This is a genomic window from Streptomyces argenteolus (assembly GCF_042902585.1).
GTDB lineage: Bacteria > Actinomycetota > Actinomycetes > Streptomycetales > Streptomycetaceae > Streptomyces > Streptomyces argenteolus.
The window spans coordinates 266,915-285,895 of the sequence record NZ_JBIBEG010000007.1 but is presented as its reverse complement, the minus strand read 5'-3'; the positions used below and the strand labels follow the sequence as shown (position 1 = coordinate 285,895).

At 71.9% G+C, this 18,981-nt stretch carries 16 protein-coding genes; 13 read left to right on the top strand and 3 right to left on the bottom strand.

All coding sequences use genetic code 11. From position 1 onward, the window contains the following. Positions 1-62: 62 nt before the first annotated feature. Positions 63-344, bottom strand: a complete 282-nt coding sequence (locus tag ACFY8O_RS24845; RefSeq protein ID WP_145810396.1) for a hypothetical protein — start codon at positions 342-344, stop codon at positions 63-65. Positions 345-723: 379 nt separating this feature from the next. Here ACFY8O_RS24845 and ggt point away from each other — a divergent pair, with 379 nt between their 5' ends. Both ggt and ACFY8O_RS24835 read left to right on the top strand, forming a co-directional pair. Then, the gene (gene ggt / locus ACFY8O_RS24840; RefSeq protein WP_145810398.1) at positions 724-2,529 is read left to right on the top strand and encodes a gamma-glutamyltransferase; all 1,806 of its coding nucleotides are present in this window, start codon (positions 724-726) and stop codon (positions 2,527-2,529) included. 150 nt (positions 2,530-2,679) lie between these two features. Then, the gene (locus tag ACFY8O_RS24835; RefSeq protein ID WP_387905836.1) at positions 2,680-3,372 is read left to right on the top strand and encodes a glycoside hydrolase family 75 protein; all 693 of its coding nucleotides are present in this window, start codon (positions 2,680-2,682) and stop codon (positions 3,370-3,372) included. A 31-nt stretch (positions 3,373-3,403) separates the two neighbouring features. Here the strand turns inward: ACFY8O_RS24835 and map are convergent, their stop codons facing one another. Further along, positions 3,404-4,171 (bottom strand): type I methionyl aminopeptidase, encoded by a 768-nt coding sequence (gene map / locus ACFY8O_RS24830; protein WP_387905833.1) that lies wholly within the window; start codon positions 4,169-4,171, stop codon positions 3,404-3,406. A 41-nt stretch (positions 4,172-4,212) separates the two neighbouring features. On the opposite strand from map, the gene ACFY8O_RS24825 reads away from it, so the two are divergent. The 8 genes from ACFY8O_RS24825 (at position 4,213) to ACFY8O_RS24790 (ending at position 13,444) form a co-directional block, all read left to right on the top strand. Next, positions 4,213-4,488 (top strand): helix-turn-helix domain-containing protein, encoded by a 276-nt coding sequence (locus tag ACFY8O_RS24825; RefSeq protein ID WP_387905831.1) that lies wholly within the window; start codon positions 4,213-4,215, stop codon positions 4,486-4,488. A gap of 198 nt (positions 4,489-4,686) precedes the next feature. Beyond that, positions 4,687-5,067 carry a PPOX class F420-dependent oxidoreductase gene (locus tag ACFY8O_RS24820; protein ID WP_387905828.1) on the top strand — a complete coding sequence of 127 codons (381 nt, stop codon included), beginning with the start codon at positions 4,687-4,689 and terminating at the stop codon, positions 5,065-5,067. Between the two features lie 132 nt (positions 5,068-5,199). Continuing rightward, a complete protein-coding gene (locus ACFY8O_RS24815) occupies positions 5,200-6,534 on the top strand; it encodes a hypothetical protein (protein ID WP_387905826.1) in 1,335 nt (444 codons plus the stop codon). A 199-nt stretch (positions 6,535-6,733) separates the two neighbouring features. Continuing rightward, positions 6,734-7,576, top strand: a complete 843-nt coding sequence (locus ACFY8O_RS24810; RefSeq protein WP_145810405.1) for a nitrilase-related carbon-nitrogen hydrolase — start codon at positions 6,734-6,736, stop codon at positions 7,574-7,576. After that, positions 7,573-8,856, top strand: coding sequence for an aspartate aminotransferase family protein (locus tag ACFY8O_RS24805; RefSeq protein WP_145810407.1), 1,284 nt, complete (start codon positions 7,573-7,575; stop codon positions 8,854-8,856). Before ACFY8O_RS24810 ends, ACFY8O_RS24805 begins: the two co-directional genes overlap by 4 nt. A 354-nt stretch (positions 8,857-9,210) precedes the next feature. After that, complete coding sequence (hydA, locus tag ACFY8O_RS24800) at positions 9,211-10,611, top strand: dihydropyrimidinase (protein WP_145810409.1); 1,401 nt, start codon at positions 9,211-9,213, stop codon at positions 10,609-10,611. A 162-nt stretch (positions 10,612-10,773) separates the two neighbouring features. Next, positions 10,774-11,775: a TIGR03842 family LLM class F420-dependent oxidoreductase gene (locus tag ACFY8O_RS24795; protein WP_387905822.1), complete on the top strand. Its 1,002-nt coding sequence runs from the start codon at positions 10,774-10,776 to the stop codon at positions 11,773-11,775. A gap of 115 nt (positions 11,776-11,890) precedes the next feature. After that, on the top strand, positions 11,891-13,444 hold the full coding sequence (locus tag ACFY8O_RS24790) for an NCS1 family nucleobase:cation symporter-1 (protein ID WP_387905821.1): 1,554 nt from the start codon (positions 11,891-11,893) through the stop codon (positions 13,442-13,444). Here the strand turns inward: ACFY8O_RS24790 and ACFY8O_RS24785 are convergent. Continuing rightward, positions 13,407-14,165, bottom strand: a complete 759-nt coding sequence (locus tag ACFY8O_RS24785) for a hypothetical protein (protein WP_387905818.1) — start codon at positions 14,163-14,165, stop codon at positions 13,407-13,409. The genes ACFY8O_RS24790 and ACFY8O_RS24785 overlap by 38 nt on opposite strands. Before the next feature lie 209 nt (positions 14,166-14,374). Between ACFY8O_RS24785 and ACFY8O_RS24780 the strand changes: the two genes are divergently transcribed. The 3 genes from ACFY8O_RS24780 (at position 14,375) to ACFY8O_RS24770 (ending at position 18,855) form a co-directional block, all read left to right on the top strand. Then, complete coding sequence (locus ACFY8O_RS24780; protein ID WP_387905816.1) at positions 14,375-14,731, top strand: hypothetical protein; 357 nt, start codon at positions 14,375-14,377, stop codon at positions 14,729-14,731. 174 nt (positions 14,732-14,905) lie between these two features. After that, the gene (locus ACFY8O_RS24775) at positions 14,906-16,486 is read left to right on the top strand and encodes an amidase (RefSeq protein WP_387905814.1); all 1,581 of its coding nucleotides are present in this window, start codon (positions 14,906-14,908) and stop codon (positions 16,484-16,486) included. Between the two features lie 149 nt (positions 16,487-16,635). Further along, positions 16,636-18,855 carry an NADP-dependent isocitrate dehydrogenase gene (locus tag ACFY8O_RS24770; RefSeq protein WP_387905811.1) on the top strand — a complete coding sequence of 740 codons (2,220 nt, stop codon included), beginning with the start codon at positions 16,636-16,638 and terminating at the stop codon, positions 18,853-18,855. Positions 18,856-18,981 lie beyond the last annotated feature (126 nt).

The following is an 18,981-nucleotide window of genomic DNA, read 5'->3' as shown; positions in this document are numbered from 1 at the left end:
GGAGACCGGGCGGACCCTCCCTCGGCACCCCTGCTTCGAGGAGACAGTTCAACGAGGGTGGCTCAGGCCGCACTGCGCGCTTCGACGAGCCGGCGCTGCACCTCAGCCACCAGGTGGTGAAGCCGTCCCGGCCGTATCCCTTCCCTCTCGATCCACTCGTCCAGGCGCGGACGCAGATACCGCACCATGTGAGCCCCGTGGCGGCGAAGGACCGACCGGCTCACGGAAATCTCTTCCTGGACCTCTCTGCGGAGCTCATCGGTCCAGCCCTGCTCCCTGTCGTCCTCGCCCAGAGGGGTTCTGAGAGCGGTCACCGCCTCGTCGAGGACCGTGAGCAAGTCCATGACTCCTCCCATACATCACACGAGTGCCTGAGCGAATACTGCAACGGCGAGCTCGCCCACTGTCGCCCGAATCCGCCAACTACCGCTCGACGTCACGGTCCTGTTCGACGAGGCCGGCACATCCCGGTCGCTGTTCTCGGGAGACCTGTGCGTGGAACTCGAGACGCCGTTGCGGGTCCATGGACGCCGGAAGCAACAACGAGTGAACACACCTGCCGACCCGGCTGCGCACCCCGTCACAAGCGGGTCGACGCGTCGCGTACGTCGTCGTTCATGGGCGGGCGCGGGAGCGGTCCGCCGGACACACGGCCGAGGCGGTCCTGACGATCCGTGGGATGCGGCGTTACCCTGCGCGGACGATCCTTCCTTGGAGGTACGGATGCGTCGTTCCGTAGGCCGGAATGTGTCGATCCTCAGCGTCGTGGCCGTCATCGGCTCGCTCGGTGCGGCAGCCCCCGCCTCACCGGCGCCACCCGCGCCGGTCCCCAAGTCGCCCGTGGCGGTGGGGTACGGAGGCGCCGTGGCGAGTGTCGACGCCGACGCGTCCGCGGCCGGTATCGAGGTGCTCCGCCAGGGCGGCAACGCCGTCGACGCCGCCGTGGCGACCGCGGCCGCACTGGGCGTCACCGAGCCCTATTCGGCGGGCATCGGCGGGGGCGGCTACTTCGTCCACTACGACGCCAGGACGCGCACCGTACGCACCATCGACGGCCGCGAGACCGCACCGCGCAGTGCCGACTCCTCGCTCTTCCTGGAGAACGGGCAGCCCATCCCCTTCAACGACGCCGTGACCAGCGGTCTCGGCGTCGGGACCCCCGGCACCCCCGCCACCTGGGAGAAGGCGCTCGACGCCTGGGGCACCAAGCCGCTTCGCCGGCTGCTCGAACCGGCCGAGCGGCTGGCCCGCGACGGATTCGTGGTGGACGACACCTTCCGTTCCCAGACCGCCGCCAACCAGGCACGCTTCGCCGACTTCCCCGCGAGCGCCGCACTCTTCCTGCCGGGCGGGCAACTGCCGGTGACCGGTTCGGTCTTCAAGAACCCGGATCTCGCCCGGACGTACAGGACGCTGGGCCGCGAGGGCGTGGACGAGCTCTACCGGGGTGAACTGGCCCGGGACATCGTGTCCACTGTCCGCAATCCCCCCGTGGACCCGGCGGCCACCCGCGTGGTGCGCCCCGGAGACCTCACGGCCGAGGACCTGAAGGCCTACCGCGCGCTCGGCCAGGCACCGACGAAGATCTCCTACCGCGGCCTCGACGTGTACGGCATCGCACCGTCGTCCTCCGGAGGCACGAGCGTGGGGGAGGCCCTCAACATCCTGGAGTCCACGGACCTTTCGAAGGCCAGCGAGACGCGGTACCTGCACCGGCTCATCGAGGCGAGCCGCATCGCCTTCGCGGACCGGGGCCGCTGGGTCGGCGACCCGGCGTTCGAGGACGTGCCGACGCGGGAACTGCTCAGCCAGCGGTTCGCCGACTCGCGCGAGTGCCTCATCAAGGACGACGCCGTCCTCACGAGCCCGCTCGCTCCGGGCGACCCACGTGACCCGGCCCGCTGCGCGTCCGGTGGCAAGGCCGCTCCGACGACGTACGAGGGGGAGAACACCACCCATCTGACCACCGCCGACAAGTGGGGCAACGTCGTCGCGTACACGCTGACGATCGAGTCGACCGGTGGCAGCGGCATCACCGTGCCGGGCAGGGGCTTCCTGCTCAACAACGAGCTGACCGACTTCTCCTTCGCTCCGGCCGCTCCGGCGGTCCACGACCCGAACCTGCCCGGACCCGGCAAGCGCCCGCGTTCCTCGATCTCGCCGACCGTCGTGCTGGAGCACGGCACGCCGGTACTGGCCCTCGGCTCGCCGGGCGGTGCCACGATCATCACCACCGTGCTCCAGTCCCTGACCGGACACCTCGACCGAGGGCTTCCGCTCGTCGAGGCGATCGCCGCGCCGCGCGCCAGCCAGCGCAACTCCGCCACGACCGAGATCGAGCCCGGACTGTGGAACAGCCCGGTCCGCGCGGAGCTGGAGGCGCTCGGACACGTGTTCAAGGTGAACCCGGAGATCGGTGCGGCCACGGGTGTCCAGCGGCTTCCCGACGGCCGGTGGCTCGCCGCCGCCGAAAAGGTGCGCCGCGGCGGGGGCTCGGCGATGGTGGTCCGACCGAGTGGCCGTCCGTGACGGCTCGCCACACGCCAGGGCCTCGGGGCCGGTACGACGCGCACCCGCGTCGTACCGGCCCCGAGGCCGTGCGGCAGCCGGGCGACCGGGCCGTCGGCAAGGGAGGGCCCGCCAGGGCCCTCCACGTCCAGCGAAAGGGCATCCCCCACGGTGCGTACGCGAATGCTCGCCCTCTCCGCCGCCGCCGGAGCCGCCGCACTGGCCGCGGCGACTCTCCCCGCCACAGCTGATTCCCTGGTCGGCGCAGGCCCCGGTGAGGGCACGGTCGGCGCCGCCGAGCTGCTGGCGAAGGTGCGGACCTGCGACCGGATCTCCCACGGCCTGTACCGGACGGACCAGGGCCGGCCGGCGAAGGTCCCGGTGTGCGGGACGAAGCGAGCCGTCTTCTGGGAGGCGGACATGGACATCGACTGCGACGGGAGGACCACCGCGGTCTGCAACAGGAGGACGGACCCCTCCTTCCTGCCCGCCACGGCCTTCCAGACGTCGGCCGGCAAGCCGCTGGACTCCGGCACGCTGCTGTACGTCGTGGTGCCGGGCCCCGGGCCGCTCTGGAAGTACGCCGAGTACGGGATCAAGGGTGGCGGTGTCGCCGCCGTGATCCACGGGGGCAAGGTCCGGTACGCCGTCGTGGGCGACACCGGCCCCGCCGGGATCATCGGTGAGGCGTCGTACGCCACGGCCCGGGCGCTCGGGATCGACCCCGACCCCAGGACCGGCGGTGTGGCGTCCGGGGTCACCTACATCCTGTTCCGCGGCTCCGAGGTGTCGCCCGTCGAGGACCGTGAGGCGGCCGTCGAGAAGGGCGAGGCCCTGGCCCGGGTGTTCGTCGCGGGGGACTGACCGGCCGGTGAGGGCGCCCGGTGCGGACCGTTCAGGGCGCGGTGAGGATGCGGGGCCCGGCGTCCGTGATGGCCACCGTGTGCTCCGCGTGGGCCGCGCGGCTGCCGTCACTCGCACGGAGGGTCCAGCCGTCACGGTCCGCGTGGAACTCGTCGGTGCCGCCCCCGATCAGCATCGGCTCGATGGCCAGCACCATTCCGTGCCGCAACGGCATGCCGCGGCCGGGGCGCCCCTCGTTCGGTACGGACGGGTCCTCGTGCATCTGCCTGCCGATCCCGTGCCCGCCGAACCCGTCAGGGATGCCGTATCCGGCGCCCCGGCACACCGTGCCGATGGCGTGCGCGATGTCGCCGATCCGGTTGCCGACGACCGCCGCCGCGATGCCCGCGTCCAGTGCGGCGAACGCCGTGTCGACCAGCCGGACGTCCTCGGGCCGCGGCCGGCCCACCACGAAGCTGACGGCCGAGTCACCCGCCCATCCGTTCAGGGTCGCTCCGGCGTCGACGCTCACCAGGTCGCCGTCGCGGAGCCGGTAGTTGGTGGGGATGCCGTGCACGATGGCGTCGTTCACCGACGTGCAGATCACCGCCGGGAAGGGGGTGGGGGCGAAGTGCGGCCGGTAGTCGAGGAAGGGGGAGCCGGCGCCCGCCGCGCGCAGGACCTCGCGAGCCGCCTCGTCGAGTTCGTGCAGGGTGGCGCCGACCACCGCAGCCTTCCGCGCGGCGGCGAGCACGTGCGCGACGACTCGGCCGGTCTCCCGCATCGCTTCGATCGATGAATCTGTCTTGAGCTGAACCATGCCAATTACTATACCGGTCCGACCGGTATTAGAATGACGGCATGGTACGGAACCCCTTGACTCCGGAAGAGCGCCGACGCGGCGAGCGGCTCGGCGAACTGCTGCGTGAGGCACGCGGCGCACGCAGCATGGTCTCGGTCGCCGCCAGTGCGGGGATCTCGGCCGAGACGCTCCGCAAGATCGAGACGGGTCGGGCACCCACCCCCGCGTTCTTCACGGTGGCGGCGCTCGCGGGAGCGCTCGGCATGTCGATGGACGAACTGCTCACGCGTTGCGCGGCACTGCCGGAACGGGGGGAGCTCCCGCTCCTGGCGTAGCGCCGCCGCATTGATGTGGGGCACGGGTTCCCGGCTGACGAGCGCGGCGCTCCGGGCCGTGACTGCCGCGTCCGGGTGTGGGCCGCCGCCGGCGACCGGCTCTCGGGCGCGGGGCCGCCTGCGGCTGTGGGGTCCGGGTGCCGCCGCTCCCCGCGTCGAACTGTCGTTCCCGGTGTGTGCCGGAGTAGGGTCGCGCCCGTGACTCTCCAGGACTTCGCCCGCAGTGAGTACGTCAGCCTGACCACGTACCGGAAGGACGGCACGCCCGTCGCCACCCCTGTCTGGGCCGCCGCCGACGGCGGTGTGCTGTACATCTGGACGCGGTCCGACTCATGGAAGGTCAAGCGGCTGCGCAACGACAGCCGGGTCGTCGTCACCGTCTGCGACGTACGGGGCCGGATCGCCGAGGGCGCGCCGAGCGCCGAGGGCACGGCCCGGCTGCTCGACGAAGCGGGGACCGCCGCGGTGCGCAAGGTGCTGGCCCGCAAGTACACGTGGAAGTTCTGGCTCGTGGACTGGCCCGCCATGGTCGCGCGCCTCGGTAAGCGCCCTCACACGGGTATCGCCGTCACGCTCTGAGGGGGCGTGCCCTCCCGCCGCGCGCTCCGGACGCACCGTGCCGGAAAAGCCCGCGTAGCCCGCCCGTAACACACCTGCGGTCGAATGCCTGCGGACCGGGGAATTCCAGTCGGGCGGCCGGTGGGGGCGACGGTGACGGTGCAGCAGCATGCGGTGCAGGTAAGGGTGTTCGCACAGTACCTACGGGACCTGGCCGCGCTGCTCGACCCGGGCCGGGGATGGTACGGAGTCTTCTGTGCGCGCGATCCGGACGGCATGCGTGCCTGCTTCGACGGCACCGAGGTTCCGCCGTGGGACGTGGTGGAGTCGCTGCTCCAGGACCTCGCCGCCGTCCGCGGCGCCGCGTACGCCGCGCGGGAGTCCGTGCGGGCCGCCGAGCTGTGCGCCGCGTCGGCCGCCGCGTACGACGTACGCCCAGGTGGGGTGCGGGCGCTCGCCGACCGGCTGGATGTGATGCTCCGGGAGCAGGCCTACGCGGCGCAGCGCGTGCGGACTGCGGAGGGGCCGGGCGGGGAGCCGGACGCCCTGGCGTGGGCGCGCGACGACCATGCCCGTGCCACGGCCCGGTGTGCGGAGATCCGTAACCGGCTGGCGGCCGCGGAGCGGGCGGTACGGGAGGACCGGTCCCGGGTGGAGCCGGAGGCCGGTGCGAGCCGCTCCGCCGTCACCCCGGTCCCGGGGCCTCGGCGCCCCGTGGAGGACGAGTCCGTACCCGCCCCCGCCCGTGCGCCCGCGCCCAAGCGCAGGAAGGCGCGGGGGGCGCGCTTCGCCGGGCTGGAGATCGAGGACGAGGCGGAGGCGGCCCCGCTCCCGTCGGTCACACCCGTCCTGCCGTCCGCCTCGCCGTCGGCCACGGCACCGCGCGGGGCCCGTTTCGGCGGGGCCCCCGCGGAGGACAGGCCGGCGCCGGCATCCCCTGGCGCGCAGGCCGATCCGGACGCGCGCCGGGCCGCCGACGACGCCGTGGAACTGCTCGTACGGCTGCGCGCGGAGGGCCGCAGCGGCGAGGCGCACGTCGTCCTCTGCGAGGCGGCGGGCTGGCCTCCGGGCCGCCTGCCGGTGCTCGCCGAGGCCCTTCACGCGGCGGGCCTGGAAGCCGACTGGGCGAGCCTGCTGTGGGAGGTGTCCTCCCTGCCGCCCGCGGAACTCGCCGCGGCGGCCGGGGCGCTGGCCGCCGCCGGCCGCCACGGTGACTGCGGCCGGCTGCTGCGCCAGGGCGTGGCCCGTCCCGCCGGCGAGATCGCCGACGCCGTGGTCGCCCTCGGCCAAGCCGGTCTGGAGTTCGAGGCGCGGGCGCTGCTGGGCGCCTTCGTGCGCGTACGGACGCCGCAGGACGCCGCGCGCGTCGCGGAGGGCGGCCCGGGACACCTCGTCCCTCAACTCCTCGCCGCCGCCCGCGAGGTGTCCGCCGCACGGGAGTGGGACGTGGTCCACGCCCTTCGGGTGGCGGGCATCGCCGCGCCGTAGGAGCCGGCCCGGGAGCCCCCGGCGGGGCCCCGCGCGGCGGTATGGACCGCTCGGGTACGAAACATGATCGACTCCGCCGGTTCACGGCAATGGTCTTGCCCCGTCGTGTGACGGGGCTTACGTTCTCCTCCTACGCACCGTGTCTACGGGCGTAGAGAACACGTAGAGGCTCTCTGACGCCGCGTCGAAGGAGCAGCTCATGTCCCATGTCGTACGCGCCGCACTCGTCCAGGCGACCTGGACCGGCGACACCGAATCCATGATCGCGAAGCACGAGGAACACGCTCGCGAGGCAGCCCGGCAGGGAGCCAAAATCATCGGCTTCCAGGAGGTGTTCAACGCCCCCTACTTCTGTCAGGTCCAGGAGCCCGAGCACTACCGCTGGGCGGAGCCCGTGCCGGACGGGCCGACGGTCCGCCGCATGCGGGACCTGGCGAGGGAGACGGGCATGGTGATCGTCGTGCCGGTCTTCGAGCTCGAACAGTCCGGCTTCTACTACAACACCGCGGCGGTGATCGACGCCGACGGCACGTACCTGGGAAAGTACCGCAAGCACCACATCCCGCAGGTCAAGGGCTTCTGGGAGAAGTACTACTTCAAGCCGGGCAACATCGGGTGGCCGGTGTTCGACACCGCGGTCGGCAAGGTCGGTGTCTACATCTGCTACGACCGCCACTTCCCGGAGGGGTGGCGCCAACTGGGACTCAACGGAGCTCAGTTGGTCTACAACCCCTCGGCCACCTCGCGGGGACTCTCCGGCTATCTGTGGCAGCTGGAGCAGCCCGCGTCCGCCGTCGCCAACGAGTACTTCGTCGCCGCGATCAACCGTGTCGGCCAGGAGGAGTACGGCGACAACGACTTCTACGGGACGAGTTACTTCGTCGACCCGCGCGGACAGTTCGTCGGTGAGGTCGCCAGCGACAAGGAGGAGGAACTCCTCGTACGCGACCTCGACTTCGGTCTGATCGACGAGGTCCGCCGGCAATGGGCCTTCTACCGGGACCGCCGTCCGGACGCCTACGACGGGCTGGTGGAGCCGTGAGCGGACTGCACGAGCGGCACCTGGCCGTCAGCCCCGACTGGCTGGCGCTCTACTACCGGCAGCCCCTGGAGCTGACCCACGGCGAGGGCCGCCACGTCTGGGACGCCGAGGGCAACCGCTACCTCGACTTCTTCGGCGGCATCCTCACCACGATGACCGCACACGCCCTGCCCGAGGTGACCAAGGCCGTCGCCGAGCAGGCCGGCCGCCTCATCCACTCCTCGACCCTCTACCTCAACCGGCCCATGGTCGAGCTGGCGGAGCGGGTCGCCGCGCTCTCGGGAATCCCGGACGCCCGCGTCTTCTTCACCACCTCGGGCACCGAGGCCAACGACGCCGCCCTGCTCCTCGCCACCACCTACCGCGGCTCGAACCAGATCCTGGCGATGCGCAACAGCTACCACGGCAGGTCGTTCTCGGCGGTGTCCGTCACGGGCAACAAGGCCTGGTCGACGACGAGTCTGTCGCCGCTGCAGACTCTGTACGTCCATGGGGCGGTCCGCAGCCGGGGCCCTTACGCGGAGCTGAACGACGAGCGGTTCGTGAAGGCGTGCGTGGCCGATCTGGAGGACCTGCTCGGGCACACCAGGGGTGCCGCGGCGCTGATCGCCGAACCCGTACAGGGCGTCGGCGGCTTCACCGCACCGCCCGACGGGCTGTACGCGGCCTTCCGTGAGGTCCTGGACAGGCACGGCATCCTCTGGATCTCGGACGAGGTGCAGACCGGCTGGGGGCGCACCGGCGACCACTTCTGGGGCTGGCAGGCGCACGCGTCGAGCGGGCCGCCGGACATCCTCACCTTCGCCAAGGGCATCGGCAACGGCATGTCCATCGGCGGCGTCGTCGCCCGGGCCGACGTCATGAACTGCCTGGACGCCAACTCCATCTCGACCTTCGGCGGGTCCCCCGTCACCATGGCCGCCGGCCTCGCCAACCTCTCGTACCTGCTGGAACACGACCTCCAGGGCAACGCCCGGCGGGTCGGCGGCCTGCTCATCGAGCGGCTCCGCGCCGTCGGCGCGGCGTCGGAGGCCGTGCGAGAGGTGCGCGGGCGAGGGCTCATGATCGGCATCGAACTGGTGAGGCCCGGCACCGACGAGGCCGATCCGGACGCCGCAGCGGCGGTGCTCGAGGCCGCCCGCGAGGGAGGGCTGCTCATCGGCAAGGGCGGCGGCCACAACACCAGCGTGCTCAGGATCGCGCCGCCGCTCTCGCTGACCGTCGAGGAGGCGGAGGAGGGCGCGGCGATCCTGGGCGAGGCGTTGCGGGCGGCCGGATGACGGACCCGCCCATCCGTCCGGGCTTCCCGGGTCTCCCTCGTGCGGGGGAGACCCACCCCCCGCACGGGGGAGGCCGCCGACCGGTTCCGTGACGGACGCTGGGACTCCTGGACGAAGGAGGGAGCCCGAGTCGGACGAGAAGGTCCCGGCGCGGTACCACCGCGCCGGGCGGGTGAGGGACGTCCGCCGCGGCGGTATCGATCCGTGTACGAACGTTCGGCGCACCGTCGCGCCCCGTGTGCACGACCGCGGGCCCCCGGCCCGGCGCCGGGGAGCCGGCCGGGCCGGCCGCGCAGGAACAGCAGCGTCTTCATCGGTGAGCAGCACCGGTATCGCCACAGCGAGGAGGGGTACATGAGCCGCACCGTCATCCACGGCGGCCTCGTCATCACCGCGTCGGACGAGATCCACGCCGACGTGCTCGTCGAGGGGGGACGCGTCGCCGCCCTCGCCGCCCACGGCACCGACGCCGCCGCGGGATGGACCGCCGAGCGGAGGATCGACGCCACCGGGAAGTACGTCATTCCGGGCGGTGTCGACGCCCACACCCATATGGAGATGCCGTTCGGCGGCACCCTCGCCTCGGACACCTTCGAGACGGGGAGCCGGGCCGCCGCCTGGGGCGGCACGACGACCTTCGTCGATTTCGCCATCCAGCCGAGGGGCGGTTCGCTCCGGGAAGGGCTCGACACCTGGCACGCGAAGGCGGACGGGCAGTGCGCCGTCGACTACGCCTTCCACATGATCATGTCCGACGTCAACGAGTCCTCGCTGAGGGAGATGGACAAGCTCGTCTCCCTCGGCATCAGTTCGTTCAAGCTCTTCACCGCCTACCCCGGGGTGTTCCTCTCGGACGACGGCCAGATCCTCAGGGCCATGCAGCGCGCCGCCTCGAACGGCGGGCTGGTGATGACCCATGCGGAGAACGGCCTCGCGATCGACGTGCTGGTGGAGCAGGCCCTCGCCCGGGGGGAAAGGGATCCGCGCTATCACGGCGAGGTGAGGAAGGCGCTTCTCGAGGCGGAGGCGACGCACCGGGTGATCCGGCTCAGCCAGGTCGCCGGCGCCCCCGTCTACGTGGTGCACGTCTCGGCCCGGGAAGCGGTCGCCGAGCTGGCGCGAGCCCGTGACGAGGGGCTGCCCGTCTTCGGTGAGACGTGCCCGCAGTACCTCTTCCTGTCCACGGACAATCTGGCGGAGCCGGACTTCGAGGGCGCGAAGTACGTCTGCTCCACACCGCTGCGTCCCAAGGACCACCAGGAAGCGCTCTGGCGAGGCCTGCGGACGAATGATCTGCAGGTGGTCTCGACCGACCACTGCCCGTTCTGCTTCAAGGGGCAGAAGGAGCTGGGCCGCGACGACTTCTCGAAGATCCCCAACGGCATGCCGGGGGTCGAGAACCGCATGGACCTGCTCCACCAGGCTGTCGTCGACGGCCACATCAGCCGTCGGCGCTGGATCGAGATCGCCTGCGCGACGCCGGCCAGGATGTTCGGGCTCTATCCGAAGAAGGGGACCATCACCCCGGGCGCGGACGCCGACATCGTGGTCTACGACCCGCACGCCGAGCAGGTCATCTCCGCCGAGACGCACCACATGAACGTCGACTACTCGGCGTACGAGGGAAAGCGGGTCACGGGCCGCGTGGAGACGGTGCTCTCGCGGGGCGTCCCGGTGATCGAGGAGCGCACCTACGTCGGTCACGCCGGGCACGGCGCCTACGTGCCGAGAGGGATCTGCCAGTACACGAACTGAGCGGTCGTGCTCACCGGCCCGAAGTGGCCGGCCGCCCCGGGCCGCCCCGGGGACGGTCCCCGCGACGCGGGTGTCCTCGTGCACCCCGCAGCCGTGGGCCGGGACCCTCGACCGCCGCCACCCGCGCGCCGCGCGCCCGTCTTTCGAGTAGGAGCAACCGTCATGGATTTCGGACTTGTCCTCCAGACCGACCCACCCGCCTCGGCGGTCGTGGGGCTGATGCGCCGGGCGGAACGCAACGGGTTCCGTTACGGCTGGACCTTCGACTCGGCCGTGCTGTGGCAGGAACCCTTCGTCATCTACAGCCGGATCCTGGAGCACACGGACCGGCTGATCGTCGGGCCGATGGTCACCAACCCGGGCACCCGCACCTGGGAGGTCACCGCGTCCACCTTCGCCACGCTCAACGAGATGTACGGCAACCGCACCGTCTGCGGCATCGGGCGAGGCGACTCCGCGATGCGGGTGGCCGGGCGCAGACCCAACACCCTGGCCAGGCTCGGTGAGGCCATCGACGTGATCCGTGACCTCGCCGAGGGGCGCGAGGCGACGGTCGACGGCCAGCCGGTCCAGATCCCCTGGGTCAAGAACGGCAGCCTGCCCGTCTGGATGGGGGCGTACGGTCCCAAGGCCCTCGCACTGGCCGGGCAGAAGGCCGACGGGTTCATCCTCCAGCTGGCCGACCCCTACCTCACCGAGTGGATGGTCAAGGCGGTACGCGACGCCGCCGCCGAGGCCGGCCGCGACCCGGACGCGGTCACCATCTGCGTGGCGGCCCCCGCGTACGTCGGCGAGGACCTGGACCACGCCCGGGAGCAGTGCCGCTGGTTCGGCGGCATGGTCGGCAATCACGTGGCCGACCTCGTCTCGCGCTACGGGGAGCACTCCGGACTCGTCCCCGACGCGCTCACCGAGTACATCGCGGGGCGCTCCGGATACGACTACAGCCATCACGGCCGCGCCGGAAACCCGGACACCGCTTTCGTCCCCGACGAGATCGTGGACCGGTTCTGCCTGCTGGGCCCGCCCGAGGCCCACATCGAGAAGCTCCAGGTCCTGCGCGACCTGGGCGTCGACCAGTTCGCCGTCTACAACATGCACGACGCGCGGGAGGCGACCATCGACGCCTACGGCTCGACCGTCATCCCGGCGCTCACCGGCTGATCTCCTCCGCGCGCCCGTCGCCCGCCGCGCGTCCCGTACCCACGGGCGCGCCCCTCACGCCCCGCGTGCCCCACGCCCCGCACGGCACCTCCCCCGAGCGAAGGGTCGAACCAGCATGACCGCCACCGTCCCACCCGTCCCACCGTCCGTTCCCGGGGAGCCGATAGCCGACCCGGCGGGCCGGATCGAACTCGCCCCGGGGACCGTCCCCGAGGACTCGCCCTTCGTCAACGACGACCTGCTTCCGGTGCCGCTGGAGCGGCGCCGGTGGACGACGTACAACTTCGCGGCCCTGTGGATCGGGATGGCCCACAACATCCCCTCCTGGCTGCTGGCCTCCGGACTCGTCGCGCTCGGCATGGACTGGAAGCAGGCCGTCCTCACGATCGCCCTGGCCAACCTGATCGTGCTGGCCCCGATGCTGCTGACCGGGCACGCCGGCCCCAAGTACGGCATTCCCTTCCCCGTCCTCGCCCGCGCCTCCTTCGGGCTGCGGGGCGCCAACCTGCCGGCGCTGATCCGGGCCGCGGTCGCCTGCGCGTGGTTCGGGATCCAGACCTGGATCGGCGGCGTCGGGATCTTCACGCTGCTGGGCAAGATCTTCGGCGGCTGGGCCCGGGCCGGTGAGATCGGTGGACAGCCCTGGACGCTGTGGTTGTGCTTCGTCCTCTTCTGGGCCCTGGAACTGGCCATCATCTACCGGGGCATGGACACCCTTCGCCGGTTCGAGAACTGGGCGGCTCCCTTCGTCCTCGTCGGTGCGGTCGCCCTGCTGGTGTGGGTCGCGGTCGAGGCGGGCGGCTTCGGCCCGCTCCTGGACCAGCCGTCCGCCCTCGGCTGGGGCGCCGACTTCTGGCCGGTCTTCTTCCCCTCGCTGATGGGCATGATCGCCTTCTGGTCCACGCTCTCCCTGAACATCCCCGACTTCACCCGCTTCGGCGCCGGCCAGCGTGCGCAGATCTGGGGCCAGTCGCTCGGGCTGCCGACCACGATGACGTTCTTCGCGCTGCTCTCCGTCTTCGTCACCTCCGGATCCCAGGCCGTGTACGGGGAGGCGATCTGGGATCCGGTCCAGCTCGTCGCGAAGACGGACAACGTGTTCGGTCTGCTCTTCGGGCTGATCACCGTGCTGATCGCCACCATCTCCGTGAACATCGCGGCGAACGTCGTGTCACCGGCGTACGACCTGGCCAACCTCGCGCCCAGGATCGTCAACTTCCGTACGGGCGCCCTCATCACCGGTGTCGTCGGCGTCGTGATCATGCCGTGGAAGCTCACCGAGACCCCCGAGCTGTACATCTTCACCTGGCTGGGACTGGTCGGCGGCCTGCTCGGCACGGTGGCAGGCATTCTGATAGCCGACTACTGGATCGTCCGCCGCACGGTGCTGCACCTGCCGGATCTCTACCGGCCCGGGGGCCGCTACTGGTACACCGGCGGGTGGAACTGGCGCGCCGTGGCCGCTTTCGTGGTCGGCGGTGTCCTCGCGGTGGGCGGTTCCCACTCGGCCCCCGGCAAGGGCCCGTTCCCCGCGGACGGCCTGGTCCCGGTGCTCGAACCGCTCGCCGACTACGGCTGGGCGGTCGGACTGGCCTCCTCGCTGGTGCTGTACGCGCTGCTGAGTACGGGGGTCAGGACTGCGACGGAGCCCGGCCGAGCAGAGCGCTGACGTCCACCGTCTCGTCGGCGGGTGGCGTGGCCGTGGGCACCGGCTTGTCGAAGCCCGAGAAGTCCACGGCCGCGTCCGCCCCGTCGCCGGCCACGGTGATCCGTACGGGAAGGTGCTCGCCCCCGGTGTCCACGTAGGCCGTCAGCCGGCGGTCGTGCAGGGTGCGGGTGACCGGGACGGCGCGGACGCCGTCGACGGTCGTGACCTCACCCTTGGTGAAGGTGCCCCCTGTGGCCGCGTTGTCGGACACCAGCTCGCGGAAGGTGTCCAGGTCGCAGGCCTCCACCACCGGCCGCAGCCGGGAGTCCGAGGCGTCGCCCTTCATGTACCGCCCGGCGAGCACGGCGTCGAAGGCCGAGCCGCCCACCGGGACCTGGTTCTTCCAGAAGTCCGCGTCGGGTTTCAGCCATACCCCGTCACCGCGCTTGATGATCTCGACCTTGCCCTGGTCCCTCCCCAGGTCTACGTCGCCCACGCAGTTGCCGTTCCTGTCCAGGGTGAGATCGACCGTCATCGCCGACCGGTTCTCCCCGAGGTCACCCTGCGCCCGCAGGTGCAGGGACCGCACGTCCAGCAGCGCGTCGCGCGAGCGGTCGGCGATCTGCTCGGCGGGGAGCGACTCGATGTCGTCGTCGGCCCGGACCGCTGTGCCGCTGGTGACCGCGAGCACGACGAACGCCGCACAGGCGGCGGCGCGGGCGGCGATGCGCTGTGCTGCCACGGCGCCTCCTCGGAAACGTTCCGCTCCAGGGCCCCGGCGGGTGACATCGTCGAGCCGGTGCGCCCTCCTGATGAGCGTACGCCCGCGCGCGGTTGCGTGCCCGCCGTGAGCGGTGTACGGAGGGTGAGGTTCGGCGCTGTTTTCGGCTACGGAACGTGGGGAAGAGCTGCCCTGAAGATCACCGGAACCGACCGGAACCAAGGGGAGACATGAAGAAGCTGTTCCAGGGGACCACCGTTCGTACGGCGGCACGCGGCGCCGCCGTCGCCGGTCTGACCCTCGCCCTCGGGGCGACGGCCACCGCGGCGGTCGCCGCGGCTCCGGCCGCTGTCCCGCCGGGGCTCTCGTGCCACACGGGCAAGCACGCCGTCGACGACTACACCGGCTACGCGCTCTGCAAGAACAACGGCTCGGCCACCCAGACCTTCTGGGTCCACCTGGTCTGCGGCTGGTCGCCCGACGTGGACGGGGAGCACGTCACGCTGAGCCCGGGTCAGTCCGGGCAGTCGACCGCCCACTGCGCCGGTCTCGGTTCGGGTATCGGGGAGATCCACGTGCGGCCGTAGGGCCCGACGGCCGTGGACCCGTCTCCCGCAGGCCTGAGGAGACGGGCTCCGCCTCCGCGTGCGGCGTGCTTGAGTGGTCCGTCCCGTCTGGTTACTCTCCAGTAGACCCGCTCGGGCGGCCCTGGGGCGGACCAGGGGGCAGCACGCTTCGGCGGCGGCGAGGAGGCGGTGGCGATGTCCTCAGCAGAGCACGCGGAGCGGACCGGGCCGGGCAGGCCCGAGGACCCGCGCCCCCAGCCGGACCCCCGCAGGCGGGCGGACCAGGACGCACAGCCGGGCCGGGGCACACACGCGGGGCTGGCCACGCAATCCGTTCCCCCTGCCGCGCCAGGGCTCGCCGCGTGCGCGGAGCGGCTGGCCGGGGGCGCGACGACCTCGGCCGCACTGGTCGCCGAGGCGTTCGCGCGCATCGAGGCGAGCCACCAGCCCCTCAACGCCTTCCGCCAGCTGCGCACGGAGGCCGCGCTCGCCGAGGCGGCCGAAGCCGACCGGCGGCTCGCCGCGGGGGAGAGGCTGCCGCTCCTCGGCGTGCCGGTGGCCGTCAAGGACGACACCGACGTGGCCGGCATGCCCACATACTTCGGATGCGACGGAGTGCTGCCGCCCGCCGCCGCCGACAGCGAGGCCGTGCGCAGGCTGCGCGCTGCCGGTGCCGTGATCGTCGGCAAGACCAACTCCTGCGAGCTGGGGCAGTGGGCCTTCACGGAAGGGCCCGCCTTCGGCGTCACCCGTAACCCGTGGAGCACCGCCCACACGCCCGGAGGTTCGTCGGGAGGCTCGGCGGCGGCGGTCGCCGCGGGACTGGTCCCCGCCGCACTGGGTTCGGACGGCGCGGGCTCCATCCGCATCCCTGCGGCCTGGACCCATCTCGTCGGCATCAAGCCGCAGCGCGGCCGGATCTCCGTGCACCCGCAGAGCGACGCCTTCCAGGGGCTCACCGTCAACGGCCCCCTCGCCCGCACGGTCGCCGACGCCTCTCTGCTTTTGGACGCCGCGGCGGGGGCTCACCCCGCGGACCCGCACCGGCCGCCCGCTCTCGACGCCTCCGCGGCAGCCCGCCGAGAGCCCGGCAGGCTGCGCGTCGCCCTCTGTCTGACGCCGCCGCTCACCCTCACCCGCAACGCGCCGCACCCCGAGGTCGTGCGCGCCGTCACGGCGCTCGCCGACGTACTCGCCCGGCTCGGTCACCACGTCGAGGAGGCGCGTCCCCGCTTCGGGCTCATCGGTCTCTCCTTCGTCCCGCGCGCCACCGCCGGCATCGCCGAACTCGCCGCGCGCCATCCCGACCCCGGGCTCCTCGACCCGCGCACCCGCAGCGCGCTGCGCACGGGGACCCGACTCGGCGGGCGGATCGTGCGAGCCGCACGCGCGCGGGAGGTGCGCCAGCACGCCAGGATCGGTGCCTTCTTCGACACCTCCCGCGGGGGCTACGACGTGCTGCTCACCCCGACCACGGCGGCCCCGCCACCGAGGGTCGGGGCGTTCGACCACCTCAGCGCCTGGCGCACCGACCTCGCCATGACCTCGGCGTGCCCCTACGCCTGGCCCTGGAACGTCCTCGGCTGGCCCGGAGTCAACGTCCCGGCGGGCTTCACGCGCGACGGCCTGCCCCTCGGCGCCCAGCTGCTGGGCCCCTCCCGCAGCGAGGCCCGGCTCATCTCGCTCGCAGCGCAGCTGGAGGCCGACCGCCGCTGGTACGAGCACCGGCCGCCGTCCCACGAAGCGCCGCCGCTCAGCCCCGCCGACGGGGGGTGAGCGCCCCGGGCCCCCGCCCCGGCGCTCCGGGCGCCGCCGGACAGGAGTGATCCGTTCCGCCGCCATGGGTGCGGGCCACTGTGGAGAGGGGGCCGGTCACGAGATATCTTGATGTCAAGCAATGTTGCAGACGTGGAGCGGAGCACCCGGTGACTGACTCGACCATCATCTATACGCACACCGACGAGGCCCCTGCCCTGGCGACGTATTCGTTCCTGCCGGTCGTCGAGGCCTACGCCTCGACCGCGGGTGTCACGGTGGAGCGCCGCGACATCTCCCTGGCGGGGCGCATCATCGCCGGCTTCCCGGAGCGTCTCGAGGCCGGCCAGCGTATCGATGACGCGCTCGCCGAACTCGGTGAGCTGGCCAAGACTCCCGGCGCGAACATCATCAAGCTGCCCAACATCTCGGCCTCGATCCCGCAGCTGAAGGCCGCGATCGCAGAGCTCCAGGAGCAGGGCTACGCGCTTCCGGACTACCCGGACGACCCGCAGACCGACGAGGACAAGGACGTCCGCGCCCGGTACGACAAGGTCAAGGGCAGCGCGGTGAACCCCGTCCTGCGTGAGGGCAACTCCGACCGCCGTGCCCCCGCGTCGGTCAAGAACTACGCCAAGGCCCACCCGCACCGCATGGGCGCCTGGTCCGCCGACTCCAAGACGAACGTCGCCACGATGGGCGTCGACGACTTCCGCTCGACCGAGAAGTCCGTCGTCGTCTCCGAGGCCGGTTCGCTGCGCATCGAGCTCGCGGGCGACGACGGCACCACCACCGTGCTGCGGGAGTCCGTACCGGTCCTCGCGGGCGAGGTCGTGGACGCGGCCGTCATGCGCGTCGCCGCGCTGCGCGAGTTCTTCACCGCGCAGGTCGCGCGCGCCAAGGCCGAGAACGTCCTGTTCTCCGTGCACCTCAAGGCCACGATGATGAAGGTCTCCGACCCGATCATCTTCGGTCACGTGGTCCGCGCCTTCTTCCCGAACACCTTCGCGAAGTACGGAGACGTGCTCGCCGCGGCCGGCCTGACCCCCAACGACGGTCTCGGCGGCATCCTCAAGGGCCTCGACTCCGTGGACGCAGGCGCCGAGATCAAGGCGTCGTTCGAGGCCGAGCTCGCCGAGGGCCCCGCCCTCGCGATGGTCGACTCCGACAGGGGCATCACCAACCTGCACGTGCCGAGCGACGTCATCGTCGACGCCTCCATGCCGGCCATGATCCGTACCTCCGGTCACATGTGGGGCCCGGACGGCAACGAGGCCGACACCCTCGCCGTCCTCCCGGACAGCAGCTACGCGGGCGTCTACCAGGTCGTCATCGACGACTGCCGCGCCAACGGTGCCTTCGACCCGTCGACCATGGGTTCCGTGCCCAACGTCGGCCTGATGGCGCAGAAGGCCGAGGAGTACGGCAGCCACGACAAGACCTTCGAGATCCCCACCACCGGCACGGTGCGGGTCGTCGACGGCAAGGGCGACGTCGTACTGGAGCAGGCCGTCGGCGCCGGCGACATCTTCCGGATGTGCCAGACCAAGGACCTCCCGATCCAGGACTGGGTCAAGCTCGCCGTCACCCGCGCCCGGGCGACCGGCAACCCGGCCGTGTTCTGGCTCGACGAGGGCCGCGCGCACGACGCCAACCTCATCGCCAAGGTCAACACCTACCTGGCCGACCACGACACCGAGGGCCTGGACATCTCCATCCGGACCCCGGAGGAGGCGACCGCGTACTCCCTGGAGCGCATCCGCCGCGGCGAGGACACCATCTCGGTCACCGGCAACGTCCTGCGTGACTACCTCACCGACCTGTTCCCCATCCTCGAGCTGGGCACCAGCGCGAAGATGCTCTCCGTCGTCCCGCTCATGAACGGCGGCGGACTTTTCGAGACCGGCGCCGGCGGTTCCGCGCCCAAGCACGTCCAGCAACTCGTCAAGGAGGACTACCTCCGCTGGGACAGCCTGGGCGAGTTCCTGGCCCTCGCGGTCAGCTTCGAGCACCTGGCCACCACCACGGACAACGCGCGCGCCAAGGTGCTCGCCGACACCCTGGACAAGGCCACGGGCACGTTCCTGAACGAGGACAAGTCCCCGAGCCGCAAGCTCGGTGGCATCGACAACCGCGGCAGCCACTTCTACCTGGCGCTCTACTGGGCCCAGGAGCTGGCGAAGCAGACCGACGACGCCGCGCTCGCCGAGGCGTTCGGCCCGCTCGCGAAGACGCTGTCCGAGCAGGAGCAGACCATCGTCGACGAGCTCATCGCCGTCCAGGGCAAGCCGGCCGACATCGGTGGCTACTACCAGCCCGACCCGGCGAAGGCGGAGGCCGTCATGCGTCCGTCGGCCACCTTCAACAAGGCCATCGCGACCCTCGGCTGATCCTCGCCGCGTCCACGGACGCGGCACCACGCCTGACGGCCGTCCTGGCGGGGGCCGGGCCCCCCCCCCCCCCCCGCCGGGGGGGGGGGGCCCCGGGGGGGCGGCGGGCGGGGCGCGGCCGGGGGC